Below are 20,827 nucleotides of genomic sequence, written 5' to 3'. Positions count from 1 at the left end.
ACTGTGCGGGCTTTTAATGGAGCCGTTCTCATGCGCGATGCCGCGGTTGTTGCGGGTTGGCGTCATACCGTAATGGCCTCACAAGTCCTCATAGCGCCGCGCGATGAATTAGTGGGTGCGGTAAGGGAGCGCTACATTCAGGGCGGCCGTGCTGAAAAGGCGCGGATTCTCGGTGAGCCGTGAGTAGCTTCAACGCAAGCACCAATGCGGCTGCTTCGCAAAGGTTCGCCGCCAGCTCGTTGGGACCTCGGCCTGAGGGTCGTATTTGCGATATGCCGTTCGTGAAGCGTTGATCGTGATCTGGGAGGCTTCGGATCGCATCTGCGGCAAGCGACTGAAGGCGCTGATTCCGCTTCTGGCGGAGGCGACGGAGCGTCATGGGCATCTTCATCCAACCGCAGAGATCCGCGCGGTTTTTGACGATGAGCGCGGCCACGATCGACCGCGCCCTGCGCGAGGTTCGAGACACGACTGGTGGGCCGAGACGTCGTCGCAGCACAGCGTCCACCGCGTTCCGGCGCAGCGTTCCGATCCGAACCTTCTCCGACTGGCAGAATCCTCGGCCTGGATTCATCGAGGCCGACCTGGTAGCGCATAGCGGGCCGAGGGCGCGTGGAAGCTTCATACAAACGCTTTGTCTTACCGACATCGCGAGCGGATGGACGGAATGCGCGCCTTTGCTTGCGCGTGAGCAGAAGCTGTTGAGCGAGGTGCTGACGGAATTACGGCAGTTCCTGCCCTTCCCAACTTCTCGGGTTCGACACGGACAATGCCAGCGTGTTCCTGAACGAGACGATACGCGATTACTGCCTGAATGCTGGAATCGAGTCACCCGCTGCCGCCCTTACCGCAAGAAAATCAGGCGTTCATCGAGCAGAAGAACGGCGCCGTGGTGCGGCGCATTGTCGGGTATCGTCGGCTGGATGGGCTTGAAGCCGCTGCAGCCCTTGCGCAGCTCTATTCGACGGTTCGGCTGTTCGTGCACTTCTTCCAGCCCTCATTCAATCTGGCGGAAAAGGCGCGTGACGGCGGGCGAGTGCGCAAGCGCTATCACCTTCTGGCGACACCCTGCCAGCGCTTGATGGAAAACCCGCTTTCGCGCGAAGCTGGCGCAGATATCTGCACAGCTGAATCCTGTCAGCTGCTGAACGAGATGCGAACCGCACAACATCACCTTGTAGCCTGAGCCGACCGATTGCCCCATCAGATTCCGCAGTAACCGAGCCGGCGCTCGATCAGTTCCTCTCAACCTTGCGAACCGCGTGGAAGGAGAGCGAAATCCGCCCCAGTGCGAAGCCGAACCAAAACAGAAGCGTGAACGGCGGCGACCTGATCCATCGGCAGAACTCACACACGAGCTCCGTAGCTGGTTTGAAGAAGAGCCGTGGCAAACGAGTCGGGAACTGCTGGCGCGGCCGCAGTCGGAATACCCACCGATCTCCTTCTGCGCACGATGCAACGTCGGGTAAAAACATGGCGAGAGGAGAAGGCTCACGAAATGGTGTTTGGCCGGTCCAAACTGGCGCTAACTTGAGCACTGACCCTTGTCATGGCACCTCAAGGCAGCACCAGCGATATAGCCAGCATTTGATCGCGCTGGAGCAAATATGCAGATTCATCGGTTGCCTCATGAAGGTCTGGCGGCTCGGATCCAACTTCCTTGCAACTGGCGAAATGCTCAGCCCTTTGGCCAGCTCGGCTATCGCAGCCAGACCGCCAGACCAGAAAGAGCACGCTTGCGAAATACGCCAGCTGAAGGGGCAGCGAACAAGCCAGCGTCGTGACGACTACTGTGCCGATGGAATGAGAAGCGAAGTAGACAGTTAGTGCGGTGCTGCACAGCACCAGCCCCAGGACGCGACAAAAGATTCTAAAGGGCAACGCCGTTCTCCATCTGGCAGTTCTTCGGGCAGACGCGGTCGCAGGCTCCGCAGCCAATGCAGCGGCCGGCATGGTCGACGACCATGATCATGCGATTGAGCTCGCCGTCGAAATCGTCATCCTCGTCGTCGCAGGCGCCGAGGGTTTCACCCGCGTCATCGATGCCGTAAAGATGCATGACCTCGCGCGAGCAGACTTTGAAACAGCGGCCGCAGCCGATGCAGCTCGTGCCGTCTATAGCGGTGAGATATTCCGGCATCCATCCGGAGCCGTCGCGGGTGGTGAATGTGCTCCTCATCGTAAATTCTTCATTGCAGCGAGCTCTCTCTTGGCACCATCCAACTCGGCAAAAACGGCGGACGTTTCCTTGGCCACGTCCTCTATCTCCGTCCATTTTCCCGGGAGATCCTCTGTAAGGTCGCGCAATTTCATCTTGGCGACTGCTGCGCGCAGCTGAATCTTTCGGACTTTCTTCCCCATTTCATCTAGCTTTGACATAAACCCTTCCTCGAAATCGGCTTCATCACGCCGGCGCCACACCGGGCCGGCTTCAGTGGCTGCATCGCATCGTCGATCAGTTTCGCACCGGCCTCAGCCAGTTTCCGGAGCATCTCGAAGCCGAACTGATGAACGTCTTGCCAGAACGACCAACTGCCCGGCCGTGGAAAGCATGCGGCCCAAGTCCTCGTGATTTCATCTCCATCATTGCCGATGTCATCAGGCCGGAGCGCTCCTCGATCGCGAGCCCGACGGCGGTTTAGAACATGTCGAGCCTCCACAGCACGTCAGGGTCGGGATCATCGATGACAGGCATCCCAGGGCGCTGTTTTCTGGTGACGATGAAGTCGGCCAGCAACGTGGCGTCCGATTTGCCTTCCCACGAGCCGTAGGAGTCTTGAGCACGGATCAGCCGCACGAGGCATCTGACAAAAGGCGTGGCAAGCGCCGCCTCGTCCTCGGCAGATCGCGGTATCCGACATTTCGCCTTCTCCTCAATTTCAGTCCTCTTCCTCGAAGCACGCTGCCTGTTTTCGGGGACGCCTACTTCGGGACCCCTTGCGCAGCCGACGCCCGGCTCGGGGCGGCCCATTCCACGCAATTGATGTCCCCGTGGCCGACCTTGAACACCTCCTCGACTGCGAGGTCTTCCACGCGAACTCGCGTCGAACATCACTTCCGCCGCAATGCGGCCGGAGGCCATGAAGATTCGAGCCTCGATCCTGCTGCAAACGATCGACCAAGTGCTGCATGGACCCTCCTTGCTGCGGTCACGCCAGGGAAATGGACGAATTGGCCAGTAAGCCATTTTGACCAATCACCCCTTTTTGTTTTTTCTCCTCGGCCGACCGCGCTTTGGCACCTTCGGGAAATTGTTTTGCGGAGCCGCACAGAGAGCGCCGTAACAAACCTTCACACCCCTGTAGGTGGCGAGGGCCTGCAGCAAATCCGGCAGATGCTGCTTTTTCAATTCGTCCGGGACAGGCTCCGGACCGTCCAGCGACTGCAGTGCCAGTTCGACCAACTCGATCGCGCGATCGTTGTTGCCGTTCTCGTAATAGTACCGGGCGACCGCGGGGTAAGACCGGAACTTAGGGCTGTCGCCTTGCGGGGGATTCAGTGCCAGAATGTGTTCGGACAGCTCCTTGCCCATCGCGAAGCGCTCAGCGGGGGGAAGGCGCGAATGGTCATTGGCCGGATGGAAAAGCTGGTCTAGCGCCGAAACCATCCAATCCTGGGAGTTCTTGTCGATCGCGTCGCGCACGAATTCGCGCATCACGGGCAAGCCGGTCCACATGTCTTGTATTTTGTGAAGCAACAGGTGTGCATGAGCCAGGCGGAAATTGATGTCGTCGGGCATCAAGGCGATGCCCTCTTCGATCGCCCAGAGCGCCGTCTTCCAGTCTTCTAACTTCACCGCCGCCCAGAATCTGTCATCGATCGGCTGCTTCAACGCTTGTTCGCGCGCCATGGGTTCGCTTGTGGCGATCCGCTCCGTATCGGCGGCTTTAGCTTTATCGCTGATGCGCCAGCTGCCGTTGAGCACTTTTGGCAAAACCTCATCGAGTTGGCTAGGATGACCGATAAAGGCGATGTGACCGTCTCGGTCGACCACGAACGAGGTCGGAATCCCAACAGAAAAGCTGGGTTTCATCCAAAGCCTGTTCATTTCGCCTGTGTGGTCGAACGCGATCCGATAGTTCAGATTCGAGCACTTTTCGGTCAACCACGCGTCCAACTTGGTGCGAGCCTCAACGGCCGTTGGAGCGTCTTCACTAGCCGCGACTCCGACGACCTCAAGTCCGCTGTCCCTGTATTTCTCCTGCAGCCGCATCAAATGGAGCATCTCCCCCACACCTGGTCGGCACCAAGTTGCCCAAAATCCGACGATATAGACTTTGCCGGGCTGGAAGTTCGCGAGAGGCTCGCCACGCAGCCAGTCCTCCACTTTGATCGAAGGAGCCGGCGACCCCATCGGCAATACCATGTTGCTCTCCAAAACTGTTGCCAAAGGCTGCGTGACCTTATGCGTGGGCTTGTTGCCCCTTTCAGACTGATACGAGGGTTCGAGGAAGGAAGAGCATCGGTCGTCTTGCGCATCTGCCTGCAGTCAGCCTTCACTCAGTGTTGCTGACTCTCAACTCGCAAAAGCCGTGCCAACGCGCTAAGCGCGCTCTAAACGCATCATTACACTTAAAAAACCTCCGGGTGCCCAAGATGGCCGGTTGTATTGGACGCGACATTTTTCTGCCACTGTCAGGTCTTGGACACGCATCGCGCTTCGCGTCGCCAGAGAAGCGTGGCCACGGACGACTCGATATAAATTCGGGCTGAGGGATGAGCAGAGGGACATCATGACTGCATTGGCTACCGCCAGGCTCGACATCATCGTCCGCGTCTCGCCTTGCTTGAGCTTCTTGCCGTTTCGGTCGCTCAGGCGGTAGCGGAACGCCATGTGCGATTGCAGGGGCCGCTCCATCCGAGCATCGCCTCTGCCCTACCTCTTCCACTTTGCGCTTGAATTCCTGGCTCGCAACGCCAGAGTTTCACGAGGAAGCCGGTCATGTCCGGCTGCGGGTCGCGAACAACGCCAGATTGACGATGAATCGTGGCGAAGAGAGCCGGGATGTGTGCCGGCATGTGCCAGGCCGGTGAACTCTCCCGGATTCCTGCTTTTGTTGTTCTGTATCCCTGTGCACGTGCTACAGGGACCGCCTGGTGCGAATGTGAGCGTTGTCAGAATTGACCAGCCTCAAGGCCGCTCGGTCGCCACGCGGTCGGCCGGGCAGACTGAAAGCGCCGAAGATGCGGCCGCCCCCGCCGCTGACCCGGCTACCATCCCAGGCAATAACACGTGATTGATGCCACCGTTCGCGCCGAGGGCCGGCAAGAGCCCGACCGTAGGACTCGAAGGTCGGTGCCTTGGCCGCTGCACGGTCGTTGCCGTGTTCCGTTCCCGGCCAGTGGCGAACGAAATCGTGATAACCGCAATACGATGAGGCTACGGTCCGAACGCGGCGTGCGCGCTGAAACGACTCTCTTTCTCGACCTGACGCCCCACGGCGCTTGCAAGTGCGCGTGAGCATCGCGAAACCTGCGCTTTTGCGGCGACCTCCCTCCGGCTGGGTATCAGGTGACCAGCGGAGGAGAGCTTGGACAGCATCGGTGCTACTTCAGAACCCGTCAGCGGGCCAAAAACAGCGGCAAAGGGCGGCTTGCCGACTATCCATCTCGTCACGCTACCGAAGAGCCGCTCGCGCAGCCGGCGATTGCCATAAGCGCCCATGACTATCATGTCGGCAGACGTGTCGATTGCGTGCTGCGCTAGCACCGTGGTTGCCGATTTTCCGGCGCTCGCCAGCCGGTCGACCGAAACCCGAGCACCGTGCCGAGTGAGATAGGCAGCGATGTCGGCTCCCGGCTCGGCGCCGTTTCCGGTGCAGGTCGCCTCCGGATCGACGACTGCGACACGAACTTCCTCAGCGCCTGATAGCAGATCCAGCGCTTCCCGAACCGAACGGGACGCCTCGACTCGCGAATCCCAGCCGACCAGGACGCGCCGCGGAGACAGAGTTGCCTCAGCGCCCTCCGGTACGACAAGCACCGGCTTTCCCGTATCGAACAAGCTGCCGTTGATAACAAGGGGTCCCAGACTAGCCTCATTGAGAAGTGCGGGGCCGACAATTGTCAGGTCGATGCAGAGCGCCCGCTGTCGCACCGCGTCACCGACGCCAGCCTTGTCGCAGTGTTCGGTGTCGACATCATAGCAGCGCCACGTGGCTCTCAGCACTTTATGAATTTCCCTCGATGTCTTTTCCAGGTTGGCCATGTCCTGTGAAAATTGTTCCCGTGCGGCAATGTGGTGTGCGCGATGTCTAGACCACTCGGGGATGCCACCGCCCAACGGCGGAGGGGACCCAATAAGCGGAGGCGACATCAGGAGCGGCGGAGGCGATATAATTAGTACGGAAAGATACGCGCCGACCTCGGCGCACAAGCGAGCAGCTATTGCGACGTCGTGATCGGAATGGTCAGCTCCCGTCACACTGAGTATTTTCTTGAAGGCCATCTGACTGCTTCCCCCTGAGATGTCGCGCCCGTAGCGCGTTTCGAACCGCAAGACTTGCCTTCCAACAAAGATGGAGAGTGGCACACCGTCCGTTCGCGATTCAGTCGTCCAGCTTCTCGAGCGAGTAGCCCGCAGACCTGACAGTATGAATAACGCTACCTGGCGAGGCGGCCTTCAGCGCCTTTCTGATCCGGCTGATATGGACGTCGACAGTGCGTTCACCGACGTGGATATTGTCCGGCCAGGCCGCGTCGATCAGCTCGTCTCGGCTGAAGACCTTGCCGGGAGCCTCAAGAAATTGCCGCAGCAGGTTGAATTCGAGAGGTCCGAGATGGATGTCGTGGCCATTACCTCGAACCCGGTGAGCATCGAGCTTCATCTCAAGGCTGCCGCAACAGAGCCAGCTGCCGTTTTTTATCCCGTTTGAACCCGGCTGTGGCAGCGCCAACTTCGTGCGTAGACAGTCTAGCAGCTTGGCCGGTGCGAAGGGTCGCACAAAGCTCTCGTCAACACCTGCCTTCAAGAGATCGAGGTGCTGGTTCTCGGCGCCGGGCGCGATCAACGCAATGACAGGCAGGCGGCCGGTCCGGGGCTCCCCCTTGAACCGGGCGCAGATTGTGGAGCCTGCCGCGCTTGCTGGCCCGCAGTCCAGCACGACCGCCTGGAGCTCCCGTTGATCGGCCAATGCAAGTGCTTCCTTCACGCCGCCTGCCGGCTCACTCGTGAAGCCGTCCACCCCCAGAATGTGGCTGAGGAACAGATACAACTCGGCATCTTGCGAACAGATCAGTACCACCGGCTTCATCAGCGCTACCCCAAGAACCACATCGGCCTCGACGGCCTCGATTGAGAGGGCTCGCATGTCCTCAAGGCCTGACATGATCCCCTCGATCGAAAATCGGTTCCATCACGCCCGCGCCACCTCGGGATAAGCCTCAATGGCTGCGGTGGCATCGCCGGCCAATTGGGTACCGGCCGCAGCGAGTTTCCAGAACGTCTCGAAACCGAACCGGTGGACGTCGCGCAGCGTTTTCGACAGAACGACCAGTCGCCCGGCCGTGAAAAGCACGCGCCCGAAGCCCTCATGGCTCATCTCCATGATCGGGGATGCCATCAGGCCGGAGCGTTCCTCAATCGCAAGCCCGACGGCGGTGTAGAACTTATCGAGCCTCCACAGCACGTCCGGATCGGGATCGCCGATGATTGGAATTGCACGGCGCTGTTCCCTGGTGATGATGAAGTCGCCCAGCAGCTCGGCGTCCGATTTGCCTTCCCAAGACCCGTGGGAATCATTGGCACGAATCAGCCGCACGAGGCATTTGATGAACGGGGTGGCAAGGGCCGCCTCGTCCTCGGTGGCGGCAGGGCTAACAGCGGCTTCAAACATTTCGCCCACTCCTCATTTCAGCTTTCGTCCTCGAAGGAGGGTTTCTGTTCAGCGGCACCTGCCTGCGCCAGCACCTTGCGCAGCCAAGGGGGAGGACACGTCCTGAGCATCATCTGCGTGCGCAACAGCACCTCTTGGATGGTCTGGGGCTGCGGCACTTTGATCGGATGGATCTTTGCGGAAACAAGTTTGGCTGCCGAAGGTCCGCCGATCGCCAGACAAAACAGGAGATGACAGCCCTTCAGCGCCTCCACCTTCGGGGTGATGCGGTCATCGCCCTCAGTTCGATGCTTCCCGCTCTCGTCGGAAACGTCATCGAAGGCCACTGCTTCCACGAGATTCCACTCCTCGCGCACCACGTCGTAGACAGCAAAGCGCCTGGCCGATCCGAAATGGGCGTTGAGGTTCTTCATGTCCTGCGTGGCGATCGCCACGCGCAATGCGCCCGCTTGGCGTTCCGGCGTCGGTGCGTGAACCTCGTCAGTGACGAGCGAGAGGCGACGGACGGAGCTCATCTGGCATTTCTCGCTTCCGGAGTGGATCAAGCGCCTCAGGCGTCGGCGCTCGCCCGTTGGCTTCGAAAATGTTGGCAACCTCGAAGATCAGGTCGCGGGTCCCCTGGTAGAGGATTGTGAGCTTGTGCTGGGCCCCGAGCCGGTCGAAGATCGGGAAGCCGACCCGCATGAGCGGAATGCCGAGGTGCTGCGCCGCCTGGCGGCCGTGGGAATGAGTAACGAGAAGATCAGCGCCGGCGCCAAGCGCTTCCAAATCGCCGAGATCGCCGATTTGAACCGACTGCGCCGGCACTTCCTCCAGAATTTTCGACATAGCGGCCGTTGTGACCGCCGCCGCGATTTCGGAGCCCATGCCGATGAAGAAGCTCGCGAGTTGGTAGAGTTGGTCTGGTTCAGCAGCGATCGCAATTTTCTTGCCTCCAAAGTGGAAATGTCCGTCGAGCAACGCGTCCTGCAACTGCGACCGCTGACGGCGCACCCCAGACGGCGCCGCCGCGCCCGAAACCGTAGACAGCAGCGAGACGAACCGGTCGGCGTCTCTCAATCCAGTCAGTGACCGGAACAGTACGTATGGCACGCCGGTCAACCTATGCAGCACCTCGGCCGGGCGGCGCATATGCTCACCGATGACGATACATTGCTTGGCCGTGCCAAGCTCGCGGATATCCTCGACGCTGGTGCCGCCATAGGTGGTCGTGACCCAATGGTCGGGCACCGTACCGTCGAGCGAGCCGGAGACGTCCGGCAAAATCACCGGCTTCAGTCCAAAGCTCTCAACCATCTCGCGCACATGCTCGATGTCAGCCACAGTGAGGTTCCAGCCAGGCAGGATCACGATCTTCTTCGATTGCCGCGCCTGCTCGCCGGGCCGTGTAATCCCTTCGATCATTGCGGTGACAGCTTTGGCCCAGCCCTCTTCGATCGCGCCGTCGAAATCCGGTGTGTTGGCTAGCACCACCTCCGTACCTGCGAGTTCTTCCATGCGCTTCAGCCTGATATTGGCGACATCCCCTGCGCAGTCTTCGCCCCGGGTTTCCACCAGCGCGGTCGTGCAAACCCCGATCAGCGTTGGCTTTGTGCGGGCCTTGAGGTTGAGGATCGCCTGTTCCAGATGGTCCGCCCCGCCAAGGATCGTCGCCACCTCATCCATCGCCGTTGTCTGCAAGGGAATGGCTTCCTTGAAATGTCGCACCAAGAGCACGAGCGCGAAGCTGGTGCACCCCTGGCTGCCGTGGAACAACGGCATCGCGCCGTCGACGCCAAGAAAGGCCAAGGCGGCACCCAATGGCTGCGATGACTTCAGCGGATTGACCGCCGCCGCTTTGGTCTGGGGAAGGATCCGGCCCATTGGCTTCCTCAACACTCGCCGAAATCACCGGCCGTCGTGCCGGAGAATTCCTGGACAGCATGCAAGGTCACGGTATCGCTTCTCGTGCGCGGCCGTTCCTCCCTCACCGTAGGCTGACAATCCCATGGTGCCGGCTCCCGCACCTGCGCCCAGATCGGATTGTGAATGGCGATGTCGATCTGGCGTACGAGTTCCACCATGCCGTCATAGCCGGCGTAAGGGTGTTGGCGCTCCTGGTTGATATCGAGCCAGGGTGTCTTGGCCTTCAGCGCGATGAATTGCGTGCGCCCGCCCGACAGCAGGATATCCGCCTTGCGTTCTGAGAGCATGGCGTAGAGCTCGCGCGGCGCCATCTGCTCAAATATGTGGTTGTCGTCCTTGAGGATCTGCTTGATGCGCGCCTTGTCTTCGACGGTCGACTTCTTGACAGAGGTTCCGACGATCTCGATGCCGATCTCCATCAGCGCATGGACGACCGACCAGGACTTCACGCCGCCGGTGTTGAGCAGCACGCGCTTGCCTGCGAGCCTCGGCCGGTAGGCCGCTAGCCTCTTCCAAGCGATCGCCTCTTCCTCTGCAATCAATACCTCGGTACGGCCGAGGATCTCCGGATCGGCACCCTTCTTCACGAGCAGCTGAGATATTTGTCGGAGCGCTTCAGACGTGGCGCTGATGCCGTAGAAGGAGCCCTCGAAAAACGGGATGCCCCAGCGCTCGTCCATCTTGCGGGCGAGATTGATGAGCGCGGTCGAGCACACCACCATAGCCGCCCGGGCGCGGTGCGCGCAGGCAATGTCGAAGTAACGCGCGTCACCCGGAATGCAGGCGCGCACCCGGATCCCGAGCCGATCCAGCAGCGGCTTCACCAGCCAGAATTCGCCTGAGAGGTTGAATTCGCCAAGGATGTTGATGTCGTAAGGGCCGGGATCGTCGGGCTCGGCCGTGCCGATGACATGATCGAGCAATGCCTCGCCGGCAAGCTTGTTGCCAAGATTCTTGGAGCCAGCGAAGCCCGGCGCATTGACCGGTACAACGGCCAAGCCGAACTTTTCCGCCGCGCGCTGGCAGACGGCCTCTATGTCGTCGCCGATCAGCGCCGTCACGCAGGTTGGATAGACGAAGATCGCCGGCGGCCCATACGCTTCCTTGATCTCGCGGATCCCTTTGAAGAGCTTCCGCTCGCCCTGCCCCATGACAACATCGAGTTCGGTGAGGTCGGTCGTGAAGCTCGTGCGCCACAGCGTTGGCCCGGACGAAGCCGCACCGCGGTTGTCCCAGGAATTGCCCTCGCAGGCGAGCGGCCCATGGACCAGGTGTGCGACGTCGGTGATCGGCTGCAGCACGATCTTGGCGCCATCGAAGGCACAGCCGCCGGCCGCCGCCCCGGGGGTCAGTGGCCTCGAACAGCCCACCTTGCGCGCCTTGGCATCCTTGCCGCGGTTCTTTTCGCAGCCAGGCTCGTTGAAGACATCCTGGATTTTGGCTCTGAGCAAGGACATTGCGTCGGTCTCCAAAGTCCCTCGGGAAGACGACCGGCCAAAGCCGACCGTCAAGCTTAGCGGGTGAGGTCATACGAATAGTCCGTCACGCCCGTCTCGCTTGTCTCGCGATCGAGCTTGTCGAAGATCTTGTCGAGGATCGTCGTCAGCACGCGCAACCCGCCTTGGTAGCCCATCAGCGCGAACCGATGGTGATGGTGGCGATCGAAGATCGGAAACGTCAGCCGGATCAGCGGCGTGCCGGTGTCGCGCTCCAGATACTTGCCATAGGAGTTGCCGATCAGCAGGTCCACCGGCTCGGTGAAGAGCAGGGAGCGCATCGCCCAGAGGTCCTTGCCCGCCCAGACTTGAGCATCCTTGCCGAACGGCGATGATGCAAGCAGTTCCTTCAACTCCGCTCCCCATGCCGACGTGCCGTTGGTGGCGAGGCAATGGGTCGGCTCGCCGCCCGTCTCCATGATGAAGCGGGCCATGGCGTAGACAAAGTCCGGATCGCCGTAAATGGCGTATTTCTTACCGTGCAGCCAGGATTGGCTGTCCGCCATGGCGTCGACAAGTCGGCCGCGATCGAGGCGGATTGCCTCCGGGATTTGCTTGCCGGAAATCGCGGAAACCTCCATCAGGAAGTCGTCAGTCGCCTTTACACCGAGCGGGTAATGGAACGAGGCCGTCGCCTGCCCCACCCCCTCGCAATACTCCAGGGTTTTTCGGGTGTTGTAATGCTGCAGCGACAGCGTCGCCTCGGCGTTGAGTGCCTTCCTCACGTCTTCGATCTTCGTGCCGCCGTCATACATCCGGTATTCGCCGTCGGACGGCGTGTCGAACTGGTCAGAGGCGTCTTGGATCAAGGTATAGGACACGCCTATGAGGTCGAGCAGGCGCTTGAGTTCCCGGTTGTTGCCAACACAGAAGCCATCGAAACCCGGAATGACGTTGATGGTCCCCTCGGCTTCCGTTCGCTCCTCGCCTTTCCAGAAATGCTCCAAAATCCCCTTGAGCGTGACGTCGTAGCCATCGACATGACTGCCGACGAAGGCCGGCGTGTGGGCGAATGGTACGTCGAAGTCGCGCGGGATCGAGCCTTCGTCCTTTGCGTTCTCGATGAAGCTGTGCAGGTCATCTCCAATGACCTCCGCCATACAAGTGGTCGAGACGGCGATCATCTTCGGGTCGTAGAGTTGGTACGTGTTGGCGAGACCGTCGACCAGGTTCTTCAGGCCGCCGAACACTGCCGCGTCCTCGGTCATCGAGGAGGAAACCGCCGAAGCAGGCTCCTTGAAATGGCGCGACAGGTGCGAGCGGTAATAGGCGACGCAGCCCTGGCTGCCGTGGACGAAGGACATGGTTCGCTCGAAGCCTGCGGCCGCGAACACCGCGCCGAGCGGCTGGCAGGCCTTGGCGGGGTTCACGACAAGCGCTTGGCGAGCAAGGTTCTTTTCGCGGTATTCCCACGTCTTGGTGAATTCGCCTTGGTCGGTAACGATCTGGTCCGGGTGAGGACATTCGAAATTCAGCCTCTTCTCGGCGAGCATCTGCCTGTATTCCGGCTCGCGGAACAGGGGCGCGTGGTCGAGAACTTTTTCAGCCGACTGCGGCATGGGTGGTTACCTCTTTCCATCTGGCCCGCCATACGGCGGCACAGGGACGTCGAAACGTTTTCAGGTCTCCCGCGGACAAGCGGCCACAGGCGTTCGCGGCCTCCCGGCTTCCGGGAGGCCAGGGTTTCATTCGGCTGCGATCGCCGCCGACGGCTCGGCTTTTTTCTTCCAGGGGGCGTCGTAGAGGTTCCAGACCGGGTTGTTGATGGCCAGGTCCATATCGCGCGCGAAGATGGCGAACCCGTCGTAGCCATGATACGGGCCGGAATAATCCCAGGAATGCATTTGACGGAACGGTATGCCCATCTTCTGGACCGGGTACTTTTCTTTGATGCCGGAGCCCACGAGATCAGGACGGATCCCCTCGATGAACTTCTCCAGCTCGTAACCAGTCACGTCGTCATAGATCAGCGTGCCCTTTTTCACGTAGTGGCCGGTGCGCTGATAGTCGTCGTTATGGCCAAATTCATAGCCAGTGCCGACGATCACCATGCCCAGGTCCTCATATGCGGTGACGACGTGACGGGGGCGCAGCCCGCCGACATAGAGCATCACCGTCCTGCCTTCGAGGCGCGGCCGGTACTTGGCTATGACCGCCTCGACCAGCGGCCGGTATTTGGCGATGACCGCCTCGGCCTTGGCCTCGATTTCCGGCCCGAAGTGCTTGGCTATCTTGCGCAGAGAGGCTTCGGTCTGGGAGGGCCCGAAGAAATTATACTCCATCCAGGCGATGCCATACTTTTCCTCCATGTGCCGGCAGATGTAGTTCATCGACCTGTAGCAATGGATGAGATTGAGTTTCGCCTTTGGCGCTCGCTCTATTTCGGCCAGCGTAGCGTCGCCCGACCAGTTGCCGACCACGCGCAGACCCATCTCCTCGAGCAGGATGCGCGAAGCCCAGGCGTCGCCGCCGATATTATAGTCCCCGACCACATTGACATCGTACGGGCCGGCCTCGAACTCGAGGTCCTTCTTCTCGAACACCCAGTCGCGGATCGCGTCGTTGGCGATGTGGTGGCCGAGGGATTGCGAGACGCCGCGGAAGCCCTCGCAGCGCACCGGCACGATTGTCTTTCCGTGCTGCTTGGCCTTGTTGCGGGATACAGCTTCGGTGTCGTCGCCAATCAGGCCAATCGGGCATTCGGATTGCACAGTCATGCCCTTGTTCAGCGGAAACAGTTCCTCGATCTCGTCGATGATCCGTTCGAGCTTCTTGTCGCCGCCGAAAACAATGTCCTTCTCCTGGAAATCGGAGGTGAACTGCATGGTGACGAACGTGTCGATGCCGGTCGTGCCGAGGTAGTAGTTGCGGCGTTGAGACCAGGAATATTGCCCGCAGCCGACCGGCCCGTGCGAGATATGGACCATATCCTTGACTGGACCCCACACCACTCCTTTCGAGCCGGCATAGGCGCAGCCGCGAATCGTCATCACGCCGGGGATGGACTTGATGTTCGATTTGACATCGCATTCAGAAAGGACCTCGCTTTCCTCGCCAGCCTCGTCGCCGCTTTTTGCGACGCTGAGGTGCTTTTTGCGGCGCTTCGCCGACTTGTCAGGATATTGCGACAGCACTTCCTCGATAAGCTTCGCATGGAGGGCACCGTCATTCTCGTATTCCAGGCTCATGGGACCCCTTTCAAGGTTCAGGGACGCCTCACCTACGAGGCGCCGTTCTTTGAAAGGCGCACCAGGTCAGGCGGCGCCTTATGTCGCAGCGGTCGCTACTGTGCGGCCGCCTTAGCCGCTTCCTTGACCTGAAGCTCGGCAAGCATCTGCTCGTCGGTCTTCATGATGCCGAAGTCGAGCAGCATGTCCTCGAGCTCCTCCATGGTGATCGGGGTCGGGATGGTGCCCTGGCCCGAATTCCCATGGATCTTCTCGGCCAGCGCCCTGTATTCCCCGGCCTGCTTGGAGTCCGGCGCATACTGGATCACAGACATCTTCCTGAGCTCGGCGTGCTGGACGATGTTGTCGCGCGGCACGAAGTGGATAAGTTTGGAATTGAGCCTGGAAGCAAGCGCCTCGGCGAGGTCGAGTTCGCGGTCGGTTTGGCGCTCGTTGCAGATCAGGCCGCCGAGCCGCACGCCGCCCGAATGGGCGTATTTCAGGATACCCTTGGCGATGTTGTTGGCGGCATAGAGCGCCATCATCTCGCCGGACATGACGATATAGATTTCCTGGGCCTTGTTCTCGCGGATCGGCATCGCGAAACCGCCACACACCACATCCCCGAGCACGTCGTAGGAGACATAGTCGACGTCGTCGTAGGCGCCGTTCTCCTCGAGGAAGTTGATTGAGGTGATCACGCCGCGGCCGGCGCAGCCGACACCCGGCTCGGGCCCGCCCGACTCCACGCATTTGATGCCTTTGTACCCGACCTTGAGCACGTCCGCGAGTTCCAGGTCTTCCACCGAACCTTCCTCTGCCGCGAGGTGCAGCACCGTATCCTGCGCCTTCGCGTTCAGGATCAGGCGAGTGGAGTCGGCTTTGGGGTCGCAGCCGACGATGAGGATTCTCTGCCCGAGGTCGACAAGGGCGGCGAGCGTATTTTGGGAGGTGGTGGACTTGCCGATGCCGCCCTTGCCGTAAAAGGCGATCTGACGCAAACCTGACATGTAGCTTTCCTTCCTTCGTTCCATTCATCGCGGCTGCCGCGACATGAATGCCGGTCGGGCAGCTGTAGCCGCCTCGCACCTAAGGATCTCAAGACTCGTGCCAATTTGGCTGATCGAACCGAAGAATAATTTGATGGTTGCTTTTCAGGGGTTTAGCCTGAGGGCCAAAGAAAGGATCGTCGCAACAGACCGTGTAGCGGACCCGACAATGGCGACACAAAGCGTCGGATCGCGATCCTCAGTCACCGAATTCGTTTGAACCGCGTCGTTATGTTGGAGTGGACGAACAGCAGCTCGATCCTGTTGGGTGAATTGCGGGATGCTGTCTGTTCCGGCGAGCTGACGTGCTTGCTCACGCGTGTCATCGTGGACACTCCGCGGAATCTTGCGCCACGCTGGCATGCCTTCGATCCAGCCATCCATAGGGCCGCGGATCGAAAGTTCCGCTATATCAGCAACCCGAGGGGACTCGGCTCACTTATCGGCGCAGGAGTTCAGTATCGGCGTCATCGCCTTCACATGTTCGTCCATCCGCTTGAGCACTTTCGCTGCGACAACGTCGCGCTCAGGCAGATGCCACCAGTACTCGTTGACGAGTTTGACCGTCTCGACCACTGCCTTTAGGACTGCCGGCTCCGGAAGCCTTGCGCGGTTCGCAAATGCTTTCCATCGCGGTGCTGCTAGCGCCTTGAACGAGCGCTCTCCTCCAAGCGACAGCGCCATGGCGTCGGCGGGAATATATGGCACAGTGGACAGAACGTCGTAGATTGGTGCAAGCGCCGGCTTGTCGCCGTTTCCGGGATACATCAAAGACCAATTCTTCAGGTGCATGTCGCCATTGCCGGTGATGACGCTCAGTGCCAGGCGGCGGACGAAATCGAGAGCCGCCGTAGGCGAGACGGCCACGCCAAGAGCCAAGGCTATGTCGTGATAAGCGGCCCCCTCATATTTGCGCGAGGGGTAGACACCGAAGACCTGAGCGAAATCCTCGATGTGTATCCTCTCGCCACCGGCGCCGCGATCGAAGCGTTTGACGAGAAGGACCTTGCCCTCCGACAGCGTATTGAATTCTTCGGGAACGCCCTCAAAATCGGACTTCTCGACCAGTTCGCATTCAGGAACCTCCATGCCGATTGCTGCTGCCAGCGCCAGGTTGGCGAATTCGTTCTCGGAAACGCCCGGAAACGCCGTCGAAGGGAACTTGGCAATGTACCGGCCCTGCTCGTCGTCCATCGGCAAGGTAAGGCCGCCGCCTTTTCCAATGTTCTTCATGACCGACAGCTTCATCTGCACGCCGGCAAGCGAGAACCGTGCCTTGGGGTGATCCTTTGAGCCATCCTTCGAAACCGTTATCGCGCCGTCACTGGGCAACGCCCGTACGGCTCCCGGCAGATCGGCGCCCAGTGCCGCTAAAAGATCGAAATCATTGCCTGGCCGCACATTGCCTTCGTGATGCCTTTCCATCGCCTCCCGCAATTTCTCCTCCGGCAGGAGGTTCGCGAAGAAAGCGGGCAAGGCGCTTGCCAGAGGCTTTGGATCTTTCCGCAGTCCTCCCGTCGCTGCCCGGAACGACAGGCTGAGAACCGGAAAGCCGCCCGTCGCGCGGTAGGCGTCATCGAAGTTGAACGCATTGAAATCGCCCGGCGTCCTGACGATTGTGCCGATCTTCACTGCATTCAAGAGCACGTCCAGTGACGGGATCGTCTTAGGTGCGCGAAAGACTGGAGCCATGATCGTCATCGTCAGGTTGAGAAACAAAGGCGGGTCGATCGTCATCATCATGCGGACGCAATAGAGCCTGGACAGCCGGCACCATGGCTTGCGGAACCAGCATCATTTCCAGACCGAGCGCGCGAGCGATATTCATGAGCGTCGTCGCACGCGCGGCTGCGGCTCCCTTTTCGATGTCGCGATATCGGGGACGGGATATACCCGCCAAATCGGCGACCTGCTCCTGCGTCATCGCAGCGGCCAACCTCGCCTGCCTGAAAAACCCACCGATTTCCCGTAGAATTTCCGATTGAGAGTCCATAACGCAACCTATACGATCTATTCCAATGCGCGATGGTACGCAAAGGTATCTCATCCAGCGAGTAGTTTCAATGCTTTATGATCTGTTTACGTATCATATGTGAAGAAAATGATATGGAAAGAGATCAATCTTCCTCTCTCTTTAGCGCCGCGCGGCAACGTCGTTCCGCCGAGAACTGAACCGCACCGGGTTTTCCGGAGGCCGTTTCGTTGAGTCACGCGGCCATGGCTGGGTCATACAGAATGGCGTAGTAGCGTTCCTCAGCTTCGGCCGGCGGAATGTTGCCGATGGCCTCCAGCAGCCGGCGATTGTTGAACCAATCGACCCAATCGAGCTACCGAACTCGACGGCTTCGAAGTCGCGCCATGGTCCGCGTCGATGGATCACCTCGGCCTTGTAAAGGCCGTTGATCGTTTCGGCGAGAGCATTGTCGTAGCTGTCGCCGACGCTGCCTACCGAAGGCTCAACGCCGGCCTCCGCCAGGCGCTCGGTGTATCTGATAGAGTCGTATTGGGCGGCCTCTATCGCTGTGATGGATCAGCCTGCCCCCCTGCACGGGCCGCCGATCATGGAGAGCCTAGTCCAGAACGAAGCTGGCATGCGCCGTCCGGCTCACCCGCCAGCCGACGATCCTTCGCGCATAGGTGTCGATGACAAAGGCGACATAGACGGAGCCCGTCCAGGTCGCGACGCAGGTGAAGTCGGAGACCCACAGCATGTTCGGCGCCGGGGCATGGAATTGGCGATTAGCGTGATCGAGAGGGCAAGGTGCGGCCTTGTCGCTCACCGTGGTGCGGATCGGCTTGCCGCGGATGATGCCCTCAAGACCCATGGCCCTCATCAGTGGGGCAACCGTGCAGCGGGCGACGTCGAGCCCTCACGCTGTAACTCCCGCCAGACCTTGCGAACGCCGTAGACGCGGAAGTTGGCCTCGAACACGCGTCGGACCTCATCCTTCAAGGCCATGGCCTCATCCCGCTTCACCCTAGCTGACAGCCGGGAAGGATCGATGCGCTTGGCGACATGGTCGTGGTAGCTCGACGGGGCGATCGGCAGCACCTTCCAGATCGGCTCGACCCGATGCGGTTGCCACGTCCGAAGGCACGCCGGCGAGCACGGTTCATACAGCTGCTGTGGCCACCGTCCACCGGCTTTTCTTCGTAATAGGCCTAGTGCATGCGTCGCTGCAGACGGCCAACTGAAAGAACATTCAGCCAACGGCTATTTGACCTCGGCGCCGATGCACTCGACGGTGGTCCTATGAAAGAGACGGGCTGCTTCAGATGCCGCACAGCCTTCATTTAGCTGAGTCGAGTGATTTCGGAGCGCTGATTGGGTTTGTTTCGGACGGCGTCCACCCTTTCGCCCGCGTTCGCGGGCTGCCTGTAACCGGGGCACCGTGGGCATTTTTAGATTAATACCCGCTAAGGTAATTCGAAGTTGTTTGGATTGACCGGTTAGCTCGGATCGGCCTGGAGCGTTCCCGGGTCGGTCAATCTCGTTCCAGAGATAGTCTCTGGTGAATGCGATTGAGCCAAGGAGCGGTGCGACCTGGGAGAGCAATTCGACGGAATATCGATGCCCTGGCCGCGGACATAACCGACAGGGGCTGAGATGACGGTAAGCGCGTAGGCTAGGTCAGCATCACCAGAGCTGACAACCCTTGGACGGCCCGCAGCGTCGGGGACGACTATGGGGTAGCGACAAGGCGCAGCTTGAGGTGCCCAGACCGGCGCTTGAGAAGGCTCTAACTCAGGCTGGCTAGACCTCCGACCCGACAAGCTAACACAAAGACGCAACGCACCGTTCGAGTTTATTGCTGGCAACAAGCCGGCTCCCCAATTAGAGGATTTCCCGGCTTAATTTCCAGCGTCGACTTGACTGCAAAAGACTTTCGCTGGAAGTGTCGACCTAGATTCGGGGGGCTCCATAAAATGGCAAGCAAGGCAAAATCGCGGAAGCGCGTTGGAACTCTAGAAGACCGGTTTATGGACGCCGTTAGAGAATTGTCGGGGGGCGGAAAAGTGAGCGTTAAGAACGCAGCCCTTTTCAATAAACTGGGTTGGATAGAAGAACGTTACACGACAACTAAGGACCGCCTGAGGAAGAATGGACTGATAAGAGGAGGTCCCGGTGGGACTATGTCCCTCCCCCAAAATGCGGCTAGCCCCAGTCCCAAGCCTCTCAAGGCGTTTATCTCCTACTCGCATGCAGATGCGGCTATCAAGGTTGACCTTCTAAAGCACCTTACGCCGCTGAGCCGACTTGGTCTTGTCGAGGCTTGGCACGATGGCGAAATCGAGACTGGCGACAAATGGGCGGACGCCATCAAGGGCAATCTAGAGAGCGCCGACATTATCATCCTCCTGATAAGCGTTGACTTTATCAACTCGCGTTATTGCAACCAGATTGAGCTAACTCACGCGATGGAGAGAGAGGCCAACAACACGACGGTTGTTATTCCAGTGATCGCGAGAAATTGCCTGTGGCAGGAAGAGCTCTTCGGGTCTTTTCAGGCGACCCTCAAGGGTACATCGATCGCAAGTTTCAAGGATCGCGACGAAGCTCTGACTTTGGTCGCGGCAGATATCAAGGAAAAAGCCCTTTCCATGCTTGCCAAAAAGAACGGGGTTGCTCCTTCCTAGATGTGCAATCTGCACAACATCACCACGTCGCAAGAAGCCATACGCCAGTGCACCAGGGCTCTGCGCGACCATCTCAGGCAACCTGAACCGTCCATCGACATCTACCCCAACCAGCCCCCAACCAGCCCGGTCCGGTGGTCCGCAATGCGGCAGACGGGCAACGTGAAGTCGCCAACCTGCTTTGGGGAATGCCGACACCGCTCGAACGGGTCAAGGGCAAGGCCGACTACGGCACGACCAATATCCGCAACCCACAATACGGCCATTGGCAGCAGTATGTTGGGGTTGAGCATCGCTGTGTGGTGCCTGTGACGAGTTTCTCGGAGCCCAGCCCAACACCCGGCATAAGGACCCTGAGACAGGTATTCAGCGGATTGGTTCGCGCTCAATGAGAACCGGCCGCTTTTCTTCTTCGCTGGCCTCTGGACGCCATGGCATGGGGTGCGCAAGGTCAAGGACGGCGCCGGCGATTTCGAGCTTTACGGCTTCATGACGAGCGCGCCCAACGCCCTGATCAAGCCGATCCATGCGCCTCTAATGGGCGTTGGGCACCTTGCCGGGAAGTGCTGTGGATAGCCGGAGGCACCTCACGACCGACCGCGCATGACTCGGGGGCAATGGTTGTGTGCGTCAAGTTCTGCAAAATGGGGCAGCCATGATGCTGGTCATGCGGCTTGGCGCAGAGCGAGCTTCTTGTGCTCGCGCAGGTCGTCCATGTTGATGTATCGGTTGGCCTC

Annotated in this window: 16 protein-coding genes and 3 pseudogenes; 2 read left to right on the top strand and 17 right to left on the bottom strand. The window is 59.9% G+C overall.

Annotated elements, in window-relative coordinates; genetic code table 11:
• The first annotated feature begins 90 nt into the window (after positions 1-90).
• A pseudogene (locus NKJ80_RS27550) lies at positions 91-1,534 on the top strand (transposase).
• A 23-nt stretch (positions 1,535-1,557) separates the two neighbouring features.
• Here NKJ80_RS27550 and NKJ80_RS27545 read toward each other — a convergent pair.
• The 17 genes and pseudogenes from NKJ80_RS27545 to NKJ80_RS27465 all read right to left on the bottom strand — a co-directional run.
• Positions 1,558-1,953, bottom strand: a complete 396-nt coding sequence (locus tag NKJ80_RS27545; RefSeq protein WP_352498679.1) for an exopolysaccharide production repressor protein — start codon at positions 1,951-1,953, stop codon at positions 1,558-1,560.
• Positions 1,871-2,179 carry a ferredoxin III, nif-specific gene (gene fdxB, locus NKJ80_RS27540; protein WP_352498678.1) on the bottom strand — a complete coding sequence of 103 codons (309 nt, stop codon included), beginning with the start codon at positions 2,177-2,179 and terminating at the stop codon, positions 1,871-1,873. The genes NKJ80_RS27545 and fdxB overlap by 83 nt, the downstream gene beginning before the upstream one ends.
• Positions 2,176-2,379 carry a CCE_0567 family metalloprotein gene (locus NKJ80_RS27535; RefSeq protein ID WP_352498677.1) on the bottom strand — a complete coding sequence of 68 codons (204 nt, stop codon included), beginning with the start codon at positions 2,377-2,379 and terminating at the stop codon, positions 2,176-2,178. Before NKJ80_RS27535 ends, fdxB begins: the two co-directional genes overlap by 4 nt.
• Positions 2,367-2,878: pseudogene (locus NKJ80_RS27530) on the bottom strand (NifX-associated nitrogen fixation protein). The gene NKJ80_RS27535 and the pseudogene NKJ80_RS27530 overlap by 13 nt, the downstream one beginning before the upstream one ends.
• Positions 2,879-3,196: 318 nt before the next feature.
• A complete protein-coding gene (locus NKJ80_RS27525) occupies positions 3,197-4,366 on the bottom strand; it encodes a TlpA disulfide reductase family protein (RefSeq protein ID WP_352498676.1) in 1,170 nt (389 codons plus the stop codon).
• 1,014 nt (positions 4,367-5,380) lie between these two features.
• The gene (locus tag NKJ80_RS27520) at positions 5,381-6,208 is read right to left on the bottom strand and encodes a universal stress protein (RefSeq protein ID WP_352498675.1); all 828 of its coding nucleotides are present in this window, start codon (positions 6,206-6,208) and stop codon (positions 5,381-5,383) included.
• Positions 6,209-6,548: 340 nt separating this feature from the next.
• Entirely contained in the window at positions 6,549-7,328 is a 780-nt protein-coding gene (locus NKJ80_RS27515; RefSeq protein WP_023694354.1) for a winged helix-turn-helix transcriptional regulator, read from the bottom strand.
• Positions 7,329-7,355: 27 nt separating this feature from the next.
• Positions 7,356-7,835, bottom strand: a complete 480-nt coding sequence (locus tag NKJ80_RS27510) for a NifX-associated nitrogen fixation protein (protein WP_352498674.1) — start codon at positions 7,833-7,835, stop codon at positions 7,356-7,358.
• Positions 7,836-7,852: 17 nt separating this feature from the next.
• On the bottom strand, positions 7,853-8,350 hold the full coding sequence (gene nifX, locus NKJ80_RS27505) for a nitrogen fixation protein NifX (RefSeq protein WP_352498673.1): 498 nt from the start codon (positions 8,348-8,350) through the stop codon (positions 7,853-7,855).
• Positions 8,316-9,698, bottom strand: a complete 1,383-nt coding sequence (gene nifN, locus NKJ80_RS27500) for a nitrogenase iron-molybdenum cofactor biosynthesis protein NifN (protein ID WP_352498672.1) — start codon at positions 9,696-9,698, stop codon at positions 8,316-8,318. Before nifN ends, nifX begins: the two co-directional genes overlap by 35 nt.
• A gap of 8 nt (positions 9,699-9,706) precedes the next feature.
• Positions 9,707-11,197, bottom strand: a complete 1,491-nt coding sequence (gene nifE / locus NKJ80_RS27495; RefSeq protein ID WP_352498671.1) for a nitrogenase iron-molybdenum cofactor biosynthesis protein NifE — start codon at positions 11,195-11,197, stop codon at positions 9,707-9,709.
• 56 nt (positions 11,198-11,253) lie between these two features.
• On the bottom strand, positions 11,254-12,795 hold the full coding sequence (nifK, locus tag NKJ80_RS27490) for a nitrogenase molybdenum-iron protein subunit beta (RefSeq protein WP_352498670.1): 1,542 nt from the start codon (positions 12,793-12,795) through the stop codon (positions 11,254-11,256).
• A 126-nt stretch (positions 12,796-12,921) separates the two neighbouring features.
• Positions 12,922-14,424, bottom strand: coding sequence for a nitrogenase molybdenum-iron protein alpha chain (gene nifD / locus NKJ80_RS27485; RefSeq protein WP_023690555.1), 1,503 nt, complete (start codon positions 14,422-14,424; stop codon positions 12,922-12,924).
• A gap of 95 nt (positions 14,425-14,519) precedes the next feature.
• Positions 14,520-15,413 carry a nitrogenase iron protein gene (gene nifH / locus NKJ80_RS27480; protein ID WP_023706403.1) on the bottom strand — a complete coding sequence of 298 codons (894 nt, stop codon included), beginning with the start codon at positions 15,411-15,413 and terminating at the stop codon, positions 14,520-14,522.
• A gap of 474 nt (positions 15,414-15,887) precedes the next feature.
• Positions 15,888-17,144, bottom strand: coding sequence for a type II toxin-antitoxin system HipA family toxin (locus tag NKJ80_RS27475; RefSeq protein ID WP_352498736.1), 1,257 nt, complete (start codon positions 17,142-17,144; stop codon positions 15,888-15,890).
• Positions 17,119-17,445: a helix-turn-helix domain-containing protein gene (locus NKJ80_RS27470; protein WP_023690557.1), complete on the bottom strand. Its 327-nt coding sequence runs from the start codon at positions 17,443-17,445 to the stop codon at positions 17,119-17,121. The genes NKJ80_RS27475 and NKJ80_RS27470 overlap by 26 nt, the downstream gene beginning before the upstream one ends.
• Before the next feature lie 214 nt (positions 17,446-17,659).
• Positions 17,660-18,522 (bottom strand): annotated as a pseudogene (locus NKJ80_RS27465) (IS3 family transposase); the annotation flags it as partial.
• 857 nt (positions 18,523-19,379) lie between these two features.
• Here NKJ80_RS27465 and NKJ80_RS27460 point away from each other — a divergent pair.
• Positions 19,380-20,090 (top strand): toll/interleukin-1 receptor domain-containing protein, encoded by a 711-nt coding sequence (locus NKJ80_RS27460; RefSeq protein WP_023727169.1) that lies wholly within the window; start codon positions 19,380-19,382, stop codon positions 20,088-20,090.
• The last annotated feature ends 737 nt before the right edge of the window (positions 20,091-20,827 follow it).

This window comes from Mesorhizobium sp. M0030 (assembly GCF_040323695.1).
Lineage (GTDB): Bacteria > Pseudomonadota > Alphaproteobacteria > Rhizobiales > Rhizobiaceae > Mesorhizobium.
Note: the sequence above shows the minus strand (reverse complement) of the source record. Positions and strands in the feature narration are given on the sequence as shown.